Here is a 20,141-nt window from a genome sequence, read left to right as displayed (position 1 = left end):
TTTTACAATTTTTAAAAGAAACTTTGGTTATAATGAGAAAAGTATTATTACTCTTATTGGCAACGTCAACAATAATTTCTTGTAATTCATCCAAAAAAGGAAGAGCAGGAAAACCGGGATCACAAGGAGAGATTGTAGTTACGCAAAAGAGTCAGCAATGGAATAACAAAAAACCGTATGGTATGGTTCCTATTCCAGGTGGAGCTTTTGTTTTAGGGCAATCTGACATGGATTTCACCGGAACAAACACAAAAGCCCCTTTAACTACTGTTACCGTATCAGCATTTTATATGGATGATACTGAAGTAACCAATGCTGAATATAGAGTATTTGTAAACTATGTTAAAGATTCCATTGTTCGTTCCCTATTAGCAGAAAGAGGAGGTGAAGAAGGAGGAGAAGGAATAGGAAGATATTCTTATTTAAACAAAAAATCAGAAAAAGAACAGACTGCATATCAGCAAATGTTGGAAGAACAGGGAGGTAGAGAAGGATATGACGAATCTAAAAAGTTAGATTGGTCGGTGCCTTTAGAATGGAATACTTCCAGATACCCTGATGTTGCTTATGCAGAAGTATTAGAATCATTATATTACCCGCCGGAAGAAAGATTCAACAATGAAAGAGTTATAGATGCTAGAAAATTAATTTACCAATTTACATGGATTGATCAACTGGAGGCAGTTAAAAATAAAGGTAGAGGTAAAGATTTTCTTAGAAGAGAAGAAATAGCTATTTATCCGGATACGACTGTATGGCTGAGAGATTTTAATTATTCTTTTAATGAGCCCTTATTTGAACAGTATTTTTGGCATAAAGCTTATTCTAAATATCCTGTAGTAGGGGTAACCTGGGATCAAGCAAGAGCTTTTTGTGCTTATAGTACAAAATCCAAAAACGATTATAACCAAAGCCGAAAAAGAAAAATAGATAAAGTATTTCCGTATAGATTACCTTCAGAAGTTGAATGGGAATATGCTGCACGAGGAGGTTTAGAAAATGCTCCTTATCCATGGGGAGGACCTTATCTAATAGATGATAGAGGTTGCTATTTAGCCAATTTTAAACCTAAAAGAGGGGATTACATGGAAAATGAAAATGGTTATTTATACACAGCCCCAGTTAAATCTTTCCGTAAAAACGGATTTGGATTATATGATATGGCCGGTAATGTTTCTGAATGGACTGTTTCCGCATATAATAATAGTTCTTATATAATATCATCCACCTTAAATCCTTATTTAGGAAATAGAATTGAAGACCCTCGAAAAGTTATAAAAGGAGGATCATGGAAAGACATAGGTTACATGCTTATGGTGAGTGAAAGAGATTGGGAACATAAAGATTCAGCAAGAAGTTTTATTGGTTTTAGACGTGTTCAAACCATACCGGAAGGATCTAAGGGTAAATATCCGGCTGTTAAAAAGCATGCTCCGGTAAGATAATTAGTACTGATAATTAAATAATACATAGATAATAATTTAGAAAATTTAGAAAAATGGCAAATCAAACGAAATCAAAGGATAAAGTGTTAAATATGGTGTACTCTTTAGGTGCAGCAGTAGTTATCATTGGTGCTTTATTTAAAATTAATCACTGGGGATTAGGTCCTATAACCGGTAGTACCATATTAGCAATAGGTTTAATTGTTGAAGCTTTTATATTTGTGGTATTTGCGTTTGATCCACCTCCTGCTGAATATGAATGGGAAAAAGCATATCCGGAATTATTAGACGGTTCATCAGCACAGAGAAAATCAAAATCTCAAATACAGGACTCATCCATACAAGAAGCTGAAATATCTTTGTCAACTAAATTAGACCAAATGCTTTCTCAAGCTAAATTAGATGCAGGATTGTTGGAAAGATTACGAGGTGGTATAGAAAACTTTGGACAAGCAGTTGAAGGAATTAACAAAACCGTAGAAGCTAGTTCTGTTACAGAAAAATATAAAAACCAATTAAGTATAGCTTCCTCTCATTTAGAAAATTTAAATGCTTTATACCAATTGCAGTTAGACAATGGTAAAAAATATTCAGAAGCAAATCAAAAATTTGTGGATGATTTATCCAAAGCAGGAGAGTATTCTCATACATTCCAAAAACAATTGGCTGAATTAACAGCAAATCTAAACAACTTAAATAAGGTATATGGTGGTATGCTTAATGCCATGAAAGCTTAATAATTTTAAATTTAAAAATTAAATAAGTAAAAATGGCAGCAGGAAAACAGACACCACGCCAGAAGATGATAAACCTAATGTATTTAGTGTTTATTGCTATGTTGGCAATGAATGTAGACAGAGAGGTTTTACGTTCTTTCGAAGGTATAAATGAATCTTTACAATTATCCACAAAATTAACGGATGAAAACAATAAGACCTTTTATGAACAAATCGATGCTAAAAAAGCCGATGGAAATGAAGGATATGTAGAGATAGCAAAAAAATCAGATGAAGTTAAAAGACAAGCGCAGACAGCTGTAGATGCGATTGAAGAAGTAAAAAATCGTTTAGCGACAGCTGCAGAATATACTCCTCCTTCAGCAGGTGAAGAAACTAATTACAACTCGCTTCAAAATACAGATGTAGTTAATAAAGTGTTCTTTGCAAATGATAACACAGCTACAAAAGATGTGCAAGATATGATTGCAAAGGTTAAAGCATTTACCCAATTTATTTTGCAAGGAGCAAATGAGAATGCAAAGAAAAGAATTGATCAATTATTTGATTTTACAGATAAACAAAATAAACCGTGGATTGTTAATCAATTTTATGATCAACCTATGATTTCAGCTCTAACTAATTTAACAAGATTACAATCAAATATTAGAACTGAAGAAGGGAACAGAGTTAGAGATTTATTAGCTAACAAACTGCAAGATGAAATCGAATTGAAAGCCTTTGTTCCAATTGTTTCTGCACCAAAATTTGTTAGAGCAGGAGAGAAATTTAATGTTACAATTGGTTTCGGTGCATACGATAACACATTAAAAGGATCTATAACTCTGAACGGACGAAATATTCCTTTATCTGAAGGAAAAGCTATAGTTAATATGGTTGCTTCCGGAGTAGGAAAACAACGTTTGTCAGGTAATATCTCATACCAAACAGCAAATGGTATTAAAACAGAATCGTTCGACGAAACATACGAAGTTGTACAAGATGTTGTTAAGGATTTACCAACGGGAGGAACTGTAGTAGCAGATAAGATGAATGTAGTTTATAGAGGTGTAGATAACCCTATGAGCGGATCGGTTACAGGAGTTGATGCATCTACTATCAGTATGAGTACTTCAAACGGTAGTCTTTCAAGATCAGGAAAAGGTTGGATATATAAAGCAGGTTCAGGAACAACTACAAACTTTACCATTTCAGGAAAAACTTCTTCTGGAAAAACTGTTTCTACGACTGTTGCGTTTAGAATTAAGAATGTACCAAAAGCACAAGGTACCATACGAGGTGCGAATGTAGTAAGTATGCCGCCTAGCTCCGTATCTAATCAAACAGTATCAGCAGCTATACCGGATTTTGAATTCCCTGTTACCTTTAATGTTACCGGATTTAAATTGAAGAGACCGGGAGCTGCAGCAAGACCTTATTCCGGAAATTCGCTAAGACCGGCTGCAGATTATTTAAAAGGATTAAAATCAGGTGATCAAGTATTAATATTTGATATTTCTGCTACAGCATCCGGAATATCTCAACAAAGTATTTCACCTATTCTTATAAATGTTCAATAAAAAAGAAATTAATAATACTATTTTTAACATGAAATCTTTATTACTTAGCTTAACAGTCTTAATAAGTTCAGGAGCATTTGCACAAAATATCTTAAATGCAAAGTCCCCTGTTGAATTAAGAGAAATGAGAGAAGAGAGATATGATATTGTAAATGGAACAGATACAATTTCTACAGCTCCGACTGTCTTACCTTATGGGTATATTGAAGATAAAGATATTTTATGGTCTAAAGTAGTATGGGAGATTATAGATTTAAATGAAAAATTAAATCAACCTTATTACTATTCTTATGAAGATGTTTCAGCTACTTATGTCTCCCTATACGATGCTCTTTTTAAGGGTATTGATTCAGGTAATATAACTGAAGTTTATGATGATGATAACTTTACATCAAGAATTTCACCCGAAAATCTTCAAAATAAAATCCAGGCAATAAGAGAATCTGAGTGGCTTCAAGATAAAAGAGCTTCCGGGGAAGAAATTACTGCTCAAGATTTGGTTGAAGGAGTAGATCATTTTAAAACGGATACACGTAGCGTGAAATTAATTAAGATTAAAGGAATGTGGTATATAGATAAACGATTAGGTCAAATGAAATATCGTTTGTTGGGAATTGCACCTATGGGACCGGATCCTCAAGTAATGGGGCTTTCAGAAGCTGCTATGCTTGGATATCAAGGAGATGAAGAGTTGATCGACTTATTTTGGATATTTTATCCTGGAGCCAGAGAGGTTTTATCCAGTTGTACAGTGTATAATCCTAAAAACGGTTCATCATCAATTACCTATGATGATGTACTTAACGCAAGACGATTCAGTTCCATTATTTATAAATCACAATCTGAATATGGTGACGGGTTGATATCAAATTATATACCCGGAGATGCAAAATCTCAGCTTGAAGAAAGTAATAGAATTAAAAATGAAATTCTACAGAAAGAAAACAATATGTGGAATTATTAATTAAATGAATTTTAATAAAATACAGTCCTGAATCACACAAATTGATTCAGGACTTTTTTTTTAACTTTACAAATAAAATACACTACTTCCGATAATATAAAAAAGTATGCTAGATTATCTTATTATAGGTCAAGGATTGGCAGGTTCCTGTTTGGCTCATAAATTATATAAAGAAAACAAATCATTTAAAATAATAGATATAGTTTCCAATTCGGCTTCATTTGTTTCATCGGGAATGTATAATCCCGTGGTATTAAAACGATTTACGCCCGTTTGGAACGCAGAAATTGAAATTGACAAATTACGTAAGGAATTTACAGAATTTGAAGATTTATTACAGGTAAAACTAGTTTATAATTCAAATTTATACAGAATTTTTGCAAATGAGGACGAAGTTAAAACTTGGAAAAAAAAGTCTGTAAAGAATGAAAATTTAAAACCTTTTTTAGATCCTGAAATTTATGATTCGATCAATCCAAATATTATAGCAAATTTTGGAATGGGAAGAGTTGATAAGGCAGGGAAGATATTTGTTAGAGAACTTTTAAGGGAATTTAGAAAATTTTTACTTAATGAAAATAGGATAATTGACGATATATTTGATTTTAATCAATTAACTAATGAGATAAATCATTATGAATATAAAGGAATCAAAGCTAAAAAAGTCGTATTTTGTGATGGTTATGCTTTAAAGTATAACCCTTTTTTTAGCTATCTTCCTATGGAAGGTGTCAAAGGGGAAACCATGGTAATTCATGCCAATGGATTAGGCCTTACTGATATCGTAAAAGCTAAGGTTTTTATTATGCCTATGGAAAAAGACTATTATTATATAGGAGCTACTTATCATTATCGTGAAGTAAATGATGAAATATCTGAAGAAGGACAGAGCGAACTAATTAATAATTTGAATAAGTTTTTAACTATAGATTATAAAATTATTAAAAAATTTGCAGGAATACGACCTACAGTTGTTGATCGTCGGCCCTTATTAGGAGAGCATTCTGAACATAAAAATATGTTTATATTTAATGGTTTGGGCAGTAGGGGAGTTATGTTAGCCCCTATTATGGCAGAAGAGTTATTTGATTATATGGAAAATGGAAAAGAATTAATGTCAGAAGTAAATATTAATAGATTTAGTTTATAAAATGGAAAATTCAAATATTATTGTAATAGGTATTATTATAATTACCAGTGTACTTAGTTTTAAAGGATTTAAAGATCAGAATTTTTTTAACCGTTATAAGTTTAATATCGATGCTATTTTAAAAGGAAAACAATGGGAAAGGATGATTACTTCAGCATTTTTACACGGAGATATTGCTCATTTGTTTTTCAATATGTATACTTTTTATTTTTTTTCAGTCTTTTTACTAAATTATGGAAATCTGTTTTTTCTTATAACATACTTCGGATCCATTATAAGCGGTAATTTATTGGCATTATGGATGCATAAAAATAATCCACAATATAGTGCAATAGGAGCTTCGGGCGGTGTATCCGGGATCTTATTTGCTACAATTATTATAAATTCAGAAATTTCAATAGGAATTTTTCCTTTACCATTTTCTATTCCGGGATGGATATTTGGTGTTGTTTATTTAACCTATTCTTTATATGGGATGAAGACTCAATTGGGTAATATTGGACATGATGCTCATTTAGGAGGAGCACTTTTTGGTATTCTTTGCGGACTCTTGTTTGTTAGTGAGTATCCCTATTATCCTTTTACTAATTTTAGACCCATTTATTTATTATTAATGCTAATTCCTATCGCATATTTAATTTACTTAATTGTTAATAAACGCAAAGAATAAGCACTTTTAATCAACTATAATTTTTAAATGTTTTTTATTTTAAGTAATAGTGATTGTATTATAATTAAAATTTAAGATATAACTTAATTGGTTAAAATAATCATAGATACAATTACTTATTTACTTTAAAATATTATATCCTATTTTACAGCTTAAACATTGTTTTTTTAAACATTTATTTTTATATAAATATAGAAATGCTTGAGAGTCTAAAGCAGAATTAATTTTAATACCTAATTGATTATAACTTTTTATAATCGAATTATTTTCAGCTTTAATTTCAGAAAGTATTTCAAAAATTTCTTCTTCCATAGGTTTTCCGATACTTAAAGAATAAGCATATTTTATGGGAAGAAATGCATTTAGTATTAGCAAATCTTTTTGTGAATTAGATAATTTTTTTTCAAAGGCTGACGATGTTTTTTTATCAAAAACATAATGATCATTCCAATAGCCGGATGCTTTGACATCATCTAATAGCCGATAATACTGATTTACAGATTTGATACCTATGATATAAGAAAATAAATTTTGATAAGTAGAGATAATGTTTGCAAGTTGGGATAATCTAATGGTAGGAAAATTTGAAGGCCTTAATCTCAAATATTTTACATCAGTAATTTTTTCCGGTAGATTAAATTTTGATTGCAAGAATTTAAATTCTTTATATAAATCTTGAGGATACGTATCAACGCTATTTTCCAGTTTATGAGTTGTTCCAAATAATAAAGATTCGGTTTGAAAAAGATTTTTTGAAATTTTTCTGATAATCCCATACTCTAAATATAAAAATATATATTCAAATGCATAAGCATTTATTTTGAGACCTAATGTATACCCTAAAACAGTAGTTAGGGTGGCTTCCCAATCATTCTTTTTTCTTTTCAAAATTTCATAGATACGTTCACATTTATTTTTTAATTTATCCAAGTATAAATTTTCTGAGAAAGAAAAAATATCAGAAATTAATGAGGTGTTAATTAAATTTTCGCAAGGGATAAATTTGAATGTTTGATGATCCAAAAATTCATAATTATTATAAATCTCATTGGAAATATAGGATTTTAATTCGAGAATAGGAAAAGATAAATTTTGGATTTTATCTTTATTATCATCAATTTCGTATACAACGTGAAGAATTATATTTTTGTAATAATTATTGAGATCATGTTTATGCTTAAACCAATCCGATGATTTTACATGAATTTCAACACTACCGTTCCATTCAATATCATCTATTTTTAACTTAGCAAAAATAAAATCCGGGCCTTCATTCGTATTATAAGTTCCCGCTTGAATTATTTCAACTTTTTTGCCATCATTAGTATACAGATCTAAAGTGTTAAATTTTTTAAATTGCCAAATATAATGCAGTAACTTTTCTTTCATAATTTAGTCTTATTCAAGTAATTAATAAGATAAATTTAATGAAAATAAAAAAAAGTTTTAGCTAATTACTAAAACTTTTTCTACAATGAATTGATATTTTATCTTTTATCTATATCGATATAATCTCTTTTAGGACTACCGATATAGATTTGTCTTGGTCTGTTAATAGGCTCATTATTCATTCTCATTTCTTTCCATTGTGCAATCCACCCGGGCAATCTGCCTAAAGCAAACATAATTGTAAACATTTCTGTAGGAATGCCTAGAGCTCTGTAGATAATTCCGGAATAAAAATCGACATTAGGATAAAGCTTTTTCTCAATAAAATAAGGGTCATTTAAAGCTACCTCTTCTAATTTCTTAGCAATTTCAAGGGTTTCATCTTCAACACCTAATCTATTGAATACATCGTCTGCCACCTTTTTTATTACCTTAGCTCTAGGATCAAAATTTCTGTATACCCGATGTCCAAATCCCATAAGACGGAAACTATCATCTTTTGATTTTGCTTTATCGATCCATTTTTGAAGATCACCACCGTCATTTTTAATCATTTCGAGCATTTCGATTACTGCTTGATTAGCTCCTCCGTGTAAAGGTCCCCAAAGGGCTGAAACTCCTGCAGATATTGAAGCAAATAGTCCGGTCTGAGCTGAACCTACCATTCGGACAGTCGACGCAGAGCAATTTTGTTCATGATCAGCATGAAGTATAAGCAATTTGTTGATGGCATCAACAACTACTTCATCAATTTCTAGATCCTCAGTTGGCATTCTGAACATCATTTGATAAAAGTTGTGAGGATAATCCAGTCTGTTGTTAGAATAATTCAAAGGTAAACCCAATTTTAATCGGTATGTCCAAGCGCATAATACAGGAAATTTACCCAATAATAAGGTATATGCGTTATATAGATCTCTTTCAGATTTAACATTAACAGCGTGAGGATTGAAAGCTGTTAAGGAACTGGTAAGGGTAGACAAAACACCCATTGGATGAGCAGAACGAGGAAATGCTTTTAAAATTTGTTTCATTTCTTCACTCACCAAACTATTCTTTTTTATATCTGCCTCAAATCTGTTTAATTGTTCCAGAGTAGGTAGTTCCCCTTCTAACAATAAATACATAACCTCGGTGAAGGTTGATTTTTTAGCAATTTGTTCAATGGGATATCCTCGATAATATAATTGACCTAAATCTCCATCAAGATATGTAATTTTACTTTTAGTTGAACCTGTATTTTTGAAGCCGACATCTAAAGTAATTAGTCCGGTTTCATCTCGTAATTTAGATATATTTATGCCTCTGTCGCCAATAACACTCTCAACAATGGGATATTCATATTCTTTGCCTTCATAGGATAATTTTACTGTGTCTGACATATTATGTTCTTTCTTATTTTATTAGTTGTTTTATGCTTTGAATATATGAAATTAAAATTAGTAGAAAAAAAATTATAAAAGAAATATTGAAAAAAAACATTCAAAAACAGTAAATTAGAAGAAAAAGTTAAAATAAATATCGAGTATTTTTATAATTTTTTGGATGTATGGATAGTACTTATCAAACAGGGGGGGAAATCACAAAAAATTCTTATTCTTTCCATATAAGTTAATAATTTTTAATGGGTATAATGCAGTCGAGAATTTATGCAATAAAAAAACGGAAAGAGTTAACTAATCTTTCCGTTTATCTTTATTTATAAAATAAATTATCTTTTAACTTTAAAAGCTTTGAATTGAGGATAAACAGCAACTTCTCCTAAGTTCTCTTCAATTCTTAGTAATTGATTGTATTTAGCCATACGATCTGATCTAGAAGCAGAACCTGTTTTAATTTGACCACAGTTCAATGCAACGGCAAGATCTGCAATCGTATTATCTTCTGTTTCACCGGAACGGTGAGACATTACTGCAGTATATCCGGCATTTTGAGCCATTTGTACAGCATCAATAGTTTCAGTAAGAGTTCCGATTTGGTTAACTTTAATTAAGATTGAGTTACCCACTCCTTGTTTAATACCGTCTTCAAGTCTTTTAACATTGGTAACAAATAAATCATCACCTACTAATTGAACTCTTTTACCGATTTTATCAGTAAGTATTTTCCAACCTTCCCAATCGTTTTGATCCATACCGTCTTCAATAGAAATAATTGGATATTTTTCAGTTAATTCAGCTAAATAAGAAGCCTGTTCTTCACTGGTTCTTACTTTACCTCCTTGACCTTCAAAAATAGAATAATCATATTTATTGTCTTTGAAGAATTCAGATGAAGCACAATCTAGAGCTAGCATAACATCTTGCCCCGGAGTGTATCCTGCTTTTTTGGTAGCATCTAAAATGGTATCTAAAGCATCTTCAATATTTTTAAAGTTAGGAGCAAAACCACCTTCATCACCTACAGCAGTACTTAAACCTCTGTCATGTAAAACTTTTTTAAGAGAGTGGAAAATTTCAGTTCCCATACGAATAGCAGTAGAATAACAATCTGCAGCAACCGGCATAATCATAAATTCCTGAAACGCAATAGGAGCATCAGAATGTGCACCTGCGTTGATAATATTCATCATTGGAACAGGTAGAACTTTACCGTTTACACCTCCAACGTATCGATATAATGGTAATCCTAATTCTTTAGCAGCAGCTTGAGCAACAGCTAAAGATACGCCTAAAATAGCATTAGCACCTAATTTACCTTTATTAGGTGTACCATCCAGGTCAATCATTGTTTTATCTATTAAAGCTTGTTCAAAGACATCAACTCCAACTAATTCAGGTGCAATAACATCATTTACATTTTCAACAGCTTTTAAAACTCCTTTACCTAAATATTCTTTTCCTCCATCTCTTAATTCAACAGCTTCATATTCACCGGTTGATGCTCCAGATGGAACAGCTGCTCTACCCAAAGTACCGTATTCGGTGATTACATCAACTTCAACTGTTGGATTTCCTCTGGAATCCAAGATTTGTCTTGCATGAATTTGTGCTATTAGACTCATAATATTATAAAATTTGTTTGTTAAAATTTTATACAAAAATACTCATTTATTAATATATAGAGGATATGAAAAGTTTATTTTTTATTGTATTGTTGATGCTATAAAATATAAAATTATTTATGGAGAAATAAATTTTAAACAGACCGGCATATCAATTTTTATATTTTGATTGGTGTCTTGTAAAAATCCTGTATTTTGATCAATGGAAAATATTTGAATGGTATCACTATCTTGATTAGCTACTATCAAAAATTTACCATTAGGAGATATAACGAAATTTCTGGGATTAATGTTAGTTCTTTCATAATCAATGGGAGTTAATTTACCTGTATTCTGATCGATACTGAAAATTGATATTCCATCCTTTTTTAATCTGTTGGAAGAATATAAAAACTTGCCATTAGGATGTATATGAATATCTGCACTTCCCTCGGCCTTGTATTCATCGGAAACTGTCGTCTGAATTTCTTCTAAATTTCCATCTTCGTATTTAAAAACAACTACAGTTCCACCCAATTCATTAATTAGATAAGCAAATTTTTTATTTTGATGAAATACGAGGTGTCGAGGACCTGAACCGGGTGCAACATTTATATAAGCCGGATCAAAAAACGTAAGAAAATTCTTTTCTGTAGAATAATTTACATTGAACTTATAAATTCTATCACTTCCTAAATCCGTAGCAAAAAGATATTTATAATCGGGAGAGAACACCACGCAATGAAGATGCGATTGATTTTGCCGTACATCGTGTACGCTGCTCCCCGAAAAATTAACCTGTTGAATCATGGGACTTAAACTTCCGTCAGGTTCAGTTTTAAAAACAGAAATACTTCCTCCTATATAATTAGCCGTAACTATGTATTTATCTTGATATTCAATAGTAATATAACAAGGTGCAGCGCCATAGGCTGCCTGTGAGTTTTGAAAGGAAATTTTTCCGGAAGCTTTATCAAATAAAAAGGAATTTACTATGGAACTTTCTTTATCATCATTTTCACTAACTGAATATATATGATTTTTTTTATGGTTTATAACCAAATAGGATGGATTGTTAACTGAAACATTATCAATAAATGTAGTACTTCCGGTTTCTGAATCAAAATCATATATATAGATACCGTTGCTTTCTCCATCAGTATAAGTACCTATAACTAAATAAAATTTCATTTTGTTTTTTAGTATTAAAATAATTATTTAAAATTATTAAAAAATATTTATATAAAATTATTTTTATTTTTAAAATTTTGAAATATAAATAAAGTATAAATGCTTTATAATATATATAATATCCTGTTTCATATAATGAATATTTATTTCTGTTTTTTTCAGTTAAGTACAATATTTGATATACCATTAAAAAACATATATTTTATAGCTACTTTTTTGAGTTTTTCGAAATTAAGACTTAAAAATATTGTTTTTATATCTTATAACTTAACTACTCTATAACAATTACTTACTACTACATAATTTTTGGCAAAGAAATCTAAATAAGTGCTATTTAAACTATAAATAAATAGAATTTATTTAAGGAACAAAAAGGGAAAACAAAGAATTTAAAAATTTAATTCTTTACTTAGTTAATATAGTAATGTGATAAATGATTTATATAATAAATAAAAATAAAGTTATCAATTTATAAATAAAATAATTTAAACAATAAGACATGGGAATTTTACAAAATAAAACAGCATTAGTTACAGGTTCAAGTTCAGGTATTGGAAAGTCGATTGCGGAAAAATTTGCGCATGAAGGTGCTAATGTTATTATAACTTACCATTCGGGAAAGGAAAGAGCAGAAAATTTGGTGCAAGAATTATCAGGATTGAACGTAAAAGTTAAAGCATATCAGGTAAATGTTTCAGACTATAATGAAACTCAAAGTTTTTTCAATTTGGTTAATCAAGATTTTACCGATATAGACATTTTAGTTAACAATGCGGGAATAAATGGTAAAAATACATATGTGGAGGATATGAACTTGGAAGATTGGGATAGAACTATAAAAACCAATTTATATGGACCGTTCTATTGTATCAAAGAATTTTTAAAACTAAAGAAAAAAAACAATTCATATAAAGGATCAAGAATTATTAATGTGACTTCTATACATGAATATATTTGCAGACCGGGAGATGCTGATTATAATACAGCTAAAGCCGGAATGAGGAATTTGGCCAGAACTTTGGCTATTGAATTGGCATCAAGAGAATTAACGGTTAACAATATTGCTCCGGGAATGATACTTACTCCTATCAACAAACAATTTACGGATGAAGCGAAGTTATTAAAAGAAAAAGAAGATATTATCCCTATGAAAAGAGGCGGTACACCGGAAGAAGTTGCTAATGTAGCCTTATTTTTAGCTTCCGATGCAAGTTCTTATGTTACGGGTTCAACATATACAGTAGATGGAGCATTGTCAATATTAGGGCAAAATGCCTAATTGATTTTACACTATATCTTTAAAATATGAATATTACAGACTTTTTAATAGCCTGTATTCCTATTTTATCTTGGGGTTTTGTTCCCGTTATTGCTACCCTTATAGGTGGAAAGGTTATAGAACAATCATTTGGTATTGCAATAGGGAGTTTTATATTTGCTTGCATTATATATGCCATTAAACATCCTGCTTTAAATCTTCATATTATAGGAATTGGAATCGTATCGGGATTATTTTGGACAATCGGATCGGTAGGTCAATTTATGGGATTGAAATATTTGGGAGTTTCAAAGTCAATGCCCATATCCAATGGAACTCAGATCATTGGAACTTCTATTTTAGGTGTATTTTTAGGAGATTGGTCTACTCTTAATTCAAAAATATTTGGTTTTACTGCATTAGTGTTAATTATTGTAGGAATTATTTTTACTTCATATAAGGAAGTAATCGAAAATGATGATGCTAAAAAAATAAATTGGAGTAAAGGAATTTCAGTTAATTTATTATCTTCCTTAGGTTTTACATTGTATGTTGGTATTTTAAAATACTATAATATTGATAGTTGGTCGAGTCTTTTGCCTCAATCTGTTGGCCAACTAATTGGTATTAATATTATAGCATTTTTATATTTCAAAGTAAATCCCTATAGTCTTAATTCTTTGAAAAATAGTGTTGTAGGGGTGGTGTGGGCTATAGGTAATTTAGCTATATTGATTTCTCAAATGAAATTAGGATTATCAGTAGCCTATCCGGTTGGTCAAGCATCCATTATTGTTTCGGTAATTGCGGGAGTTTATTTTAATGAAGAAAGAAAAACCAAAAAAGAGTGGATATCATCTATAATTGGTATGACTGTAATCGTGGTAGGATTATTTTTTATTTATTTGTCCGGCGTATTCGATAAATCCTAAGTTAGGAATAGATGTATTAGTCTTTTTTGAGGCTTATAAGAAATAATTTATCAATTCTGTAATATTGTAATCATGAATTTTTAAATATATTAGTTTTTCAAATGTAATATAATATACTACTCGTAACGAATTTATACTATATAAAATATATAATTTAATAATATATGAAATTTAATTAGATAGAAATTTCAATCATATATTTTCATTTAAACCTAAGGACAATTTGCTGAAATTGATTTCATTTTCGTCTCCTGTATTTTTACCTAAAACATCAGATAACTTTACAGCATTTAAATAATCATCAGAAGGTTTTTCTTTTACATGAGTTAATTTAATTACCATATTAAGAGGCTTAACACCCACATCATTAGATAAGTATGTTCCGATGCCATAAGTGTCATGGATTCTATCTTTGACATGTTCTTTTATTTTTTTAACCTCATTTAAATTTAATGAATCACTAAACACTATAGTTTTTGAAGAAGGATCGATTCTATTTTTCTTATAAAAATCGATAGTTTTTTCTGTAAACTCTAGTGGATCTCCACTGTCACAACGCACTCCGTCAAATAATTTTGCCAATTTTAAATTAAAAGATTTAAAAAATGATTGTGTTGTATAGGTATCCGTTAAGGTAATACCCAGACTTCCCTGGAAAACATCCACCCAAGCTTCCAGAGCTTTAATGTTAGCTGAGCGATAACCGAATAAAGCTCCATGGTACATAAACCATTCATGAGGCATAGTGCCGATTGGAGTTGTATTATATTTCATGGCAAGATATACATTGCTGGTCCCTTTAAAATATTTATCGGAATTTTCCTTTAATACTCCTACAACTTTATCTTGAACGTCGAATGAATACCTTCTACGAGTACCAAATTCAGAATAATCGGCTTTTAAATTTTTAAGTCCAATCGCTTTTTCTTTAGCTTTAATTTCAATATCTTTTGGCTTTGTGCCGATCATTTCAAAATACAATTCCGATATCAAAGCCATAAGCGGAACTTCCCATAAGACAGTTCTATACCAATATCCTTCAACATACAAGTTTAATTTACCACCTTCTTGGGAAATATGAACTTCATCAGGATTGTATCTGTACCCTTCTAAAAAATCTACAAAAAACGGATCTAAAAAATAGCATCTTTTTAAAATAAAATTTTTTTCATCATTAGTTAATTTCAAACTAATCATTTTATTTATTTCTTCTTTCAGCCTTTCTGCAAAACCTTTTGGAAAATCATCTTTTCCTCGATTTATAAAGTCATATCTAACATATGCCCAAGGATATAATTTTTGAATGGCATGCATTACTGAAAATTTATATAAATCGTTGTCTGTAAAATGCTTAATTATCATAATTAAAATATGTTTTCTAAAAAGGTATTTGTCAAAGTTACAATTTTTATGATTAAAACTATTATTAATAAGCCTTTTAATTAATAAAACCTTTTGTTTTTATCGAATATAAGATAAAAATAAAAAGATTATATTTATCGGATCAAAAACAATATAGGGTTAAAATGAAAGCATTAATAGTAGTTGATATTCAAAACGATTTTCTTCAAGGAGGAAGCTTAGCCGTACAAGGGGGTAATGAAATAATCCCCATTATTAATTCCATTCAGGAAAAATTTGATTTGGTCGTTGCTACTCAAGATTGGCATCCCAAAGGACATAAAAGTTTTGCTTCGCAACATAGTAATAAAAGCGTATATGACAAAATAGATTTAAATGGTATAGAGCAGGTTCTATGGCCGGATCATTGCGTTCAAGGCACTGTTGGAGCCGAAATATCTTCGGAACTGAATCAAAATAAAATAGAAGCGATCTTTAGAAAAGGAATGAATACTACTATTGACAGTTATAGTGGTTTTTATGATAATGGAAAATTAAAATGTACGGGTTTAGGAGATTTTTTAAAGGGGAGAGGGGTGAAAGAAATTTTTGTCTGTGGAATAGCGGCTGATTATTGTGTATACTTTACAGCCAAAGATGCTCTGGAATTAGGATTTACATCCACTATAATCGAAAATGCTACAAAAGCCATTGATGTATCAAATTTTGAAAATATTAAAAGAAATTTTATACAAAACGGAGGTAATATTATAGAAAAAATATAATAATAATATTTTTAGAGTTATTTTAAATTAAATACTAGTAAAAGTATATATACTATTTATTTTATTGTTTTTATTTAATCATAATAAAAAACCCCGTTATAGAACGGGGTTAAAACTAACTACTATGAAAATTCACTGCCTTATGAACATTTATAATAAGACAAATTCCATGCCATAAAATTTCAACTAGTTAAATTATTATAAATTATATGGGTTTATATAATTTTTAAGATAATTTATAGTGAATACATTATTTTTATTTTTAAAAATAAATATGAATTAACGTTTTTTGATCTAATATGTTATAAAATCTTACATTATAAATTATTTCAAAAAATAAATATTGAAAAAAATAATATGAAGCATATATTGGAAAAATACTAATATTTTGTATTTAATTTATTAATAAAGTTATTATCAATTTAAAAAGAACGGGATTTAAAAAAAACTTATCTTAAATCAAACTTATTATTCAAATGTATTTTTTTAGCTGACTAATTCGATAATGAATTTAGTTAAAAATAATTTTTCTGGTAATAAAAAAGCCCCGTAATACGGGGCTTAAAACTAACTACTATGAAAATTCACTGCCTTATGAACATTTATATTAAGACAAATTTCATGCCATAATATATATGTTTTGTTTATTTAATTGTAATAATTTATTGATAATAAATTTGTAATTGAAATAATATAGTTTAAATAAAGTACTAAATAAAGAAAGTCCCACTAATGATAGTGGGACTTAAAACTAACTACTATGAAAATTCACTGCCTTATGAACATTTATATAAAAACAAAATTCATGCCATAAAAATTATATTTAATATAATTAAATACGATAATATACTTAATGTTGTGTATTATATGAAATAATAATCTTTTAAATTATGTCAAATAAAAAAAGTCTCACTAATTAAAGTGAGACTTAAAACTAACTACTATGAAAATTCACTGCCTTATGAACAATTGTTTACAGGCAAATTCTATGCCATAATAGTTATATTTAATTTATTTATATATTATAAATATGGTAAAATTTTATACGTTATGAAATAATATATCTTATTGATTACTTTAAATAAAAAAGTCTCACTACTTAAAGTGAGACTTAAAACTAACTACTATGAAAATTCACTGCCTTATGAATAATTATTTAAAAACAAATTTCATGCCATAATATAAAATCATATAGTAGTAATATATTATAATTTTACTAATATTATTATATAATTAAAATAATATATTGATAAAATGTATTAAATAAAAAAAAGTCCCGCAAATGAATGCGGGACTTAAAACTAACTACTATGAAAATTCACTGCCTTATGAACAATTATTTTAAAACAAAATTCATGCCATAATTTTATGAAATTATTATTTGTATATAATATTTATTTTAGAGTAATTAAATATTATAAAATTATGGTAATGATATAATTATATAAGATAAAATTTTAATTAAGATAATAAAAAAGCCCTATTAATAATAACAGGGCTTAAAACTAACTACTACGAAAATTCACTGCCTTATGAACATTTATAGTAAAACAATATTTGTGCCATTGAGTTGTGCAAGTAATTTATAAATTTTAAAATTTAATGTTTACTACTATGAAAATAGTAAAAATTATATCATAAGGTGTTTTGTAAAATAAATACTATCAATATTTTAAATGTATAAATAAAAAAACCCCATAATTAATGGGGTTTAAAACTAACTACTACGAAAATTCACTGCCTTATGAACATTTATAATAAAACAATATTTGTGCCATTTAGTTGCGCAAGTGAATTAAATATTTTAAATATAAGGTTTAAAATATCCTTAAAAAATTATAATTGAATGATGAGTATTGTTAAAATATAGAATTAATGTTTTGTATTAAATAAAAAAAAGCCCTATTAAAATTAAAGGGTTTAAAACTAACTACAACAAAAATTCACTGTCTTATGAACATTGGACTTGCGCACTCAATAGTGCCGGTTAAGCCTATTGATTTAAAAATTGAAGCAAAAGCCTGCCAAAAACTTCTCCAAACACTAAAGAAACAGTACCTTAACGCACTGATGTAGGACTTGGGCAACTGAATATTGGCTATTTTGGACAACGAGTTAAATCTACTTGCCAATTACTTGAGCCGTATACCCATTTGGATATTGCTGCCAGTTTATTAAGACATCACTATAAACCCGCTAAAAACTGGTTAATGGTTGTTGGTTGTTATTATTATCGTCCGGCCGGAGGTAAGCAGCATTATATTATCAACAGCAAGTAAAAAAAACATCGGAATTGTCTCTTATATCAAGATATTAATACTATTTCCGAGAAATTATAGACAGGAGAATAGATATTATCTTTATTTTGTTTATATGCAACATGATTTGTTTTGTAAACAATAATAATTGAAAAAGTAACTTATTTCAGCTGTTCACTAAAAGAGGGTTTGAAGCGAATACTAATTAAGTAATGTTACTAACTCTTGTTTTCCATAAGATAAATATGGATATACCTAGTAATGGAATACATATTAAATTAACTAGTTGCCAGCCATATAGGTACATTAAAGCGCCGGCTGAAAATGAAGCAACGATATTCCCTGTATATACAAACAATGAGTTTAATCCTTGAGCTTTTGTTTTCATGGCTGGACTGTATGTTTTGGTCAATAGAAGTGTTCCGCCATTGAACATAAAATTCCATCCTATACCGGATAAGCCGAGTTCAATCATATAAATTTCTAGAGCTTGGTTAGGTAATAAAGTTAATAAGCAACCTAATGCACTACTTAAAACTCCGATGGTAACTAGCCCCTTAAGCCCAATGATTTTCACTAAGCTAGGATTAAAAAAGGACGGCAAATACATCATAATAAAATGTACCTGCAAGACATTAGATGCTGTCGTTAAAGCAAAGCAAGATTTATGCAATGATAATGGTGCGGCATTCATGGTTAGAGTCATTACAGCAAAAGCAATAGTACAAATAATACTAATCTGAATAAAATTCGAGCTTAATAACTTATGATTGTGATCTGATGTTTTATTTACATCTGGAGTACGGCCAACCTTACGTCCTAAATCACTGGAAAGGAATAACTGTGATAAGGCTAAACAAACACAAACAGCTATGATAGCTACAAAAGAACCAGCATAGGGTACCGGTGAAAATAACTCGGAAAAGTGACTACTGAGAAAAGGACCGGCAATACCACCTATCACTCCGGCCCCCATTACAACAGATATCGCAGAAGCATGCTCCTTCGGGTTTTTAGCAGCATCGATTGCAGCGAACCGATAATATTGACCAAAAGCACTAAAAATACCTAATAACAAAGCTCCTAAGACGAGTACATAAAAATGATTCAACAACAAGGCTATACAGCATATTATTCCACCTAAGATTCCTACACCGGCTTTAAACATAAAACCACCTTTACGACCGAGTATTCCCATCAACCATGAAGCAGGATATATCATCAATAAAGTACCAATAACTGTAGCAGTTACTGGAAGTGTACTAAGTGAAGGATTCGGTGATAAATATGAACCGGAAAGGCTTGAAACTGTAGTTAGCATCGAAACAACAGTTGTAGTTAATGCCTGACCCACAGCCAACACAATAATATCTTTCGATGGTAGATGCATAACATTCACTCCTTTTATATGAAATTGATTTAATAAATTGATAATGTTTATTCAATTATTCACATTATTTAAAGGCTTCATTTATTAAC

The 20,141-nt window shown here is 29.7% G+C and carries 15 protein-coding genes; 9 read left to right on the top strand and 6 right to left on the bottom strand.

The genetic code is table 11. The features are described 5' to 3' along the window. Positions 1-32: 32 nt before the first annotated feature. The 6 genes from gldK to GYM73_RS06720 all read left to right on the top strand — a co-directional run bounded on the left by gldK (position 33) and on the right by GYM73_RS06720 (position 6,525). Positions 33-1,445 (top strand): gliding motility lipoprotein GldK, encoded by a 1,413-nt coding sequence (gldK, locus tag GYM73_RS06745; RefSeq protein WP_160541970.1) that lies wholly within the window; start codon positions 33-35, stop codon positions 1,443-1,445. A gap of 53 nt (positions 1,446-1,498) precedes the next feature. Next, complete coding sequence (gene gldL / locus GYM73_RS06740) at positions 1,499-2,182, top strand: gliding motility protein GldL (RefSeq protein WP_160541971.1); 684 nt, start codon at positions 1,499-1,501, stop codon at positions 2,180-2,182. A 32-nt stretch (positions 2,183-2,214) separates the two neighbouring features. Continuing rightward, positions 2,215-3,741: a gliding motility protein GldM gene (gldM, locus tag GYM73_RS06735; RefSeq protein WP_220233378.1), complete on the top strand. Its 1,527-nt coding sequence runs from the start codon at positions 2,215-2,217 to the stop codon at positions 3,739-3,741. A gap of 28 nt (positions 3,742-3,769) precedes the next feature. Beyond that, the gene (gene gldN, locus GYM73_RS06730) at positions 3,770-4,705 is read left to right on the top strand and encodes a gliding motility protein GldN (protein ID WP_160541973.1); all 936 of its coding nucleotides are present in this window, start codon (positions 3,770-3,772) and stop codon (positions 4,703-4,705) included. A 106-nt stretch (positions 4,706-4,811) separates the two neighbouring features. After that, a complete protein-coding gene (locus tag GYM73_RS06725; RefSeq protein ID WP_220233377.1) occupies positions 4,812-5,855 on the top strand; it encodes an FAD-binding oxidoreductase in 1,044 nt (347 codons plus the stop codon). 1 nt (position 5,856) lies between these two features. After that, positions 5,857-6,525 carry a rhomboid family intramembrane serine protease gene (locus tag GYM73_RS06720; protein ID WP_160541975.1) on the top strand — a complete coding sequence of 223 codons (669 nt, stop codon included), beginning with the start codon at positions 5,857-5,859 and terminating at the stop codon, positions 6,523-6,525. Between the two features lie 120 nt (positions 6,526-6,645). Here GYM73_RS06720 and GYM73_RS06715 read toward each other — a convergent pair whose 3' ends face one another. From GYM73_RS06715 to GYM73_RS06700, 4 genes are all read right to left on the bottom strand, one after another. After that, complete coding sequence (locus GYM73_RS06715) at positions 6,646-7,914, bottom strand: DUF2851 family protein (RefSeq protein WP_220233376.1); 1,269 nt, start codon at positions 7,912-7,914, stop codon at positions 6,646-6,648. A 98-nt stretch (positions 7,915-8,012) separates the two neighbouring features. After that, entirely contained in the window at positions 8,013-9,296 is a 1,284-nt protein-coding gene (locus GYM73_RS06710; RefSeq protein ID WP_105297990.1) for a citrate synthase, read from the bottom strand. A gap of 329 nt (positions 9,297-9,625) precedes the next feature. Continuing rightward, positions 9,626-10,918: a phosphopyruvate hydratase gene (gene eno, locus GYM73_RS06705; protein WP_160564093.1), complete on the bottom strand. Its 1,293-nt coding sequence runs from the start codon at positions 10,916-10,918 to the stop codon at positions 9,626-9,628. A gap of 117 nt (positions 10,919-11,035) precedes the next feature. Then, the gene (locus tag GYM73_RS06700) at positions 11,036-12,088 is read right to left on the bottom strand and encodes a lactonase family protein (RefSeq protein ID WP_220233375.1); all 1,053 of its coding nucleotides are present in this window, start codon (positions 12,086-12,088) and stop codon (positions 11,036-11,038) included. 499 nt (positions 12,089-12,587) lie between these two features. On the opposite strand from GYM73_RS06700, the gene GYM73_RS06695 reads away from it, so the two are divergent. Both GYM73_RS06695 and GYM73_RS06690 read left to right on the top strand, forming a co-directional pair. After that, positions 12,588-13,367, top strand: a complete 780-nt coding sequence (locus tag GYM73_RS06695) for an SDR family NAD(P)-dependent oxidoreductase (RefSeq protein WP_160564089.1) — start codon at positions 12,588-12,590, stop codon at positions 13,365-13,367. Positions 13,368-13,393: 26 nt separating this feature from the next. After that, on the top strand, positions 13,394-14,278 hold the full coding sequence (locus GYM73_RS06690) for a GRP family sugar transporter (protein WP_220233374.1): 885 nt from the start codon (positions 13,394-13,396) through the stop codon (positions 14,276-14,278). A 192-nt stretch (positions 14,279-14,470) separates the two neighbouring features. Here the strand turns inward: GYM73_RS06690 and pncB are convergent, their stop codons facing one another. Further along, a complete protein-coding gene (gene pncB / locus GYM73_RS06685) occupies positions 14,471-15,640 on the bottom strand; it encodes a nicotinate phosphoribosyltransferase (protein ID WP_220233373.1) in 1,170 nt (389 codons plus the stop codon). A 164-nt stretch (positions 15,641-15,804) separates the two neighbouring features. On the opposite strand from pncB, the gene pncA reads away from it, so the two are divergent. After that, positions 15,805-16,404, top strand: coding sequence for a bifunctional nicotinamidase/pyrazinamidase (pncA, locus tag GYM73_RS06680; protein ID WP_220233372.1), 600 nt, complete (start codon positions 15,805-15,807; stop codon positions 16,402-16,404). A gap of 2,463 nt (positions 16,405-18,867) precedes the next feature. Here pncA and GYM73_RS06675 read toward each other — a convergent pair. Beyond that, on the bottom strand, positions 18,868-20,052 hold the full coding sequence (locus GYM73_RS06675; RefSeq protein ID WP_220233371.1) for an MFS transporter: 1,185 nt from the start codon (positions 20,050-20,052) through the stop codon (positions 18,868-18,870). Positions 20,053-20,141: the final 89 nt, after the last annotated feature.

The organism is Apibacter sp. ESL0432, from assembly GCF_019469225.1.
In the GTDB taxonomy this organism is placed as follows: domain Bacteria; phylum Bacteroidota; class Bacteroidia; order Flavobacteriales; family Weeksellaceae; genus Apibacter.
This window is presented reverse-complemented; position numbering and strand designations above follow the sequence as displayed.

What these genes read in the sequence shown, in the direction of transcription:
- gldK (WP_160541970.1), top strand. Translation starts at nt 33, where the DNA reads ATGAGAAAAGTATTATTACTCTTATTGGCAACGTCAACAATAATTTCT.
- gldL (WP_160541971.1), top strand. Translation starts at nt 1,499, where the DNA reads ATGGCAAATCAAACGAAATCAAAGGATAAAGTGTTAAATATGGTGTAC.
- gldM (WP_220233378.1), top strand. Translation starts at nt 2,215, where the DNA reads ATGGCAGCAGGAAAACAGACACCACGCCAGAAGATGATAAACCTAATG.
- gldN (WP_160541973.1), top strand. Translation starts at nt 3,770, where the DNA reads ATGAAATCTTTATTACTTAGCTTAACAGTCTTAATAAGTTCAGGAGCA.
- GYM73_RS06725 (WP_220233377.1), top strand. Translation starts at nt 4,812, where the DNA reads ATGCTAGATTATCTTATTATAGGTCAAGGATTGGCAGGTTCCTGTTTG.
- GYM73_RS06720 (WP_160541975.1), top strand. Translation starts at nt 5,857, where the DNA reads ATGGAAAATTCAAATATTATTGTAATAGGTATTATTATAATTACCAGT.
- GYM73_RS06715 (WP_220233376.1), bottom strand. Translation starts at nt 7,914, where the DNA reads ATGAAAGAAAAGTTACTGCATTATATTTGGCAATTTAAAAAATTTAAC.
- GYM73_RS06710 (WP_105297990.1), bottom strand. Translation starts at nt 9,296, where the DNA reads ATGTCAGACACAGTAAAATTATCCTATGAAGGCAAAGAATATGAATAT.
- eno (WP_160564093.1), bottom strand. Translation starts at nt 10,918, where the DNA reads ATGAGTCTAATAGCACAAATTCATGCAAGACAAATCTTGGATTCCAGA.
- GYM73_RS06700 (WP_220233375.1), bottom strand. Translation starts at nt 12,088, where the DNA reads ATGAAATTTTATTTAGTTATAGGTACTTATACTGATGGAGAAAGCAAC.
- GYM73_RS06695 (WP_160564089.1), top strand. Translation starts at nt 12,588, where the DNA reads ATGGGAATTTTACAAAATAAAACAGCATTAGTTACAGGTTCAAGTTCA.
- GYM73_RS06690 (WP_220233374.1), top strand. Translation starts at nt 13,394, where the DNA reads ATGAATATTACAGACTTTTTAATAGCCTGTATTCCTATTTTATCTTGG.
- pncB (WP_220233373.1), bottom strand. Translation starts at nt 15,640, where the DNA reads ATGATAATTAAGCATTTTACAGACAACGATTTATATAAATTTTCAGTA.
- pncA (WP_220233372.1), top strand. Translation starts at nt 15,805, where the DNA reads ATGAAAGCATTAATAGTAGTTGATATTCAAAACGATTTTCTTCAAGGA.
- GYM73_RS06675 (WP_220233371.1), bottom strand. Translation starts at nt 20,052, where the DNA reads ATGCATCTACCATCGAAAGATATTATTGTGTTGGCTGTGGGTCAGGCA.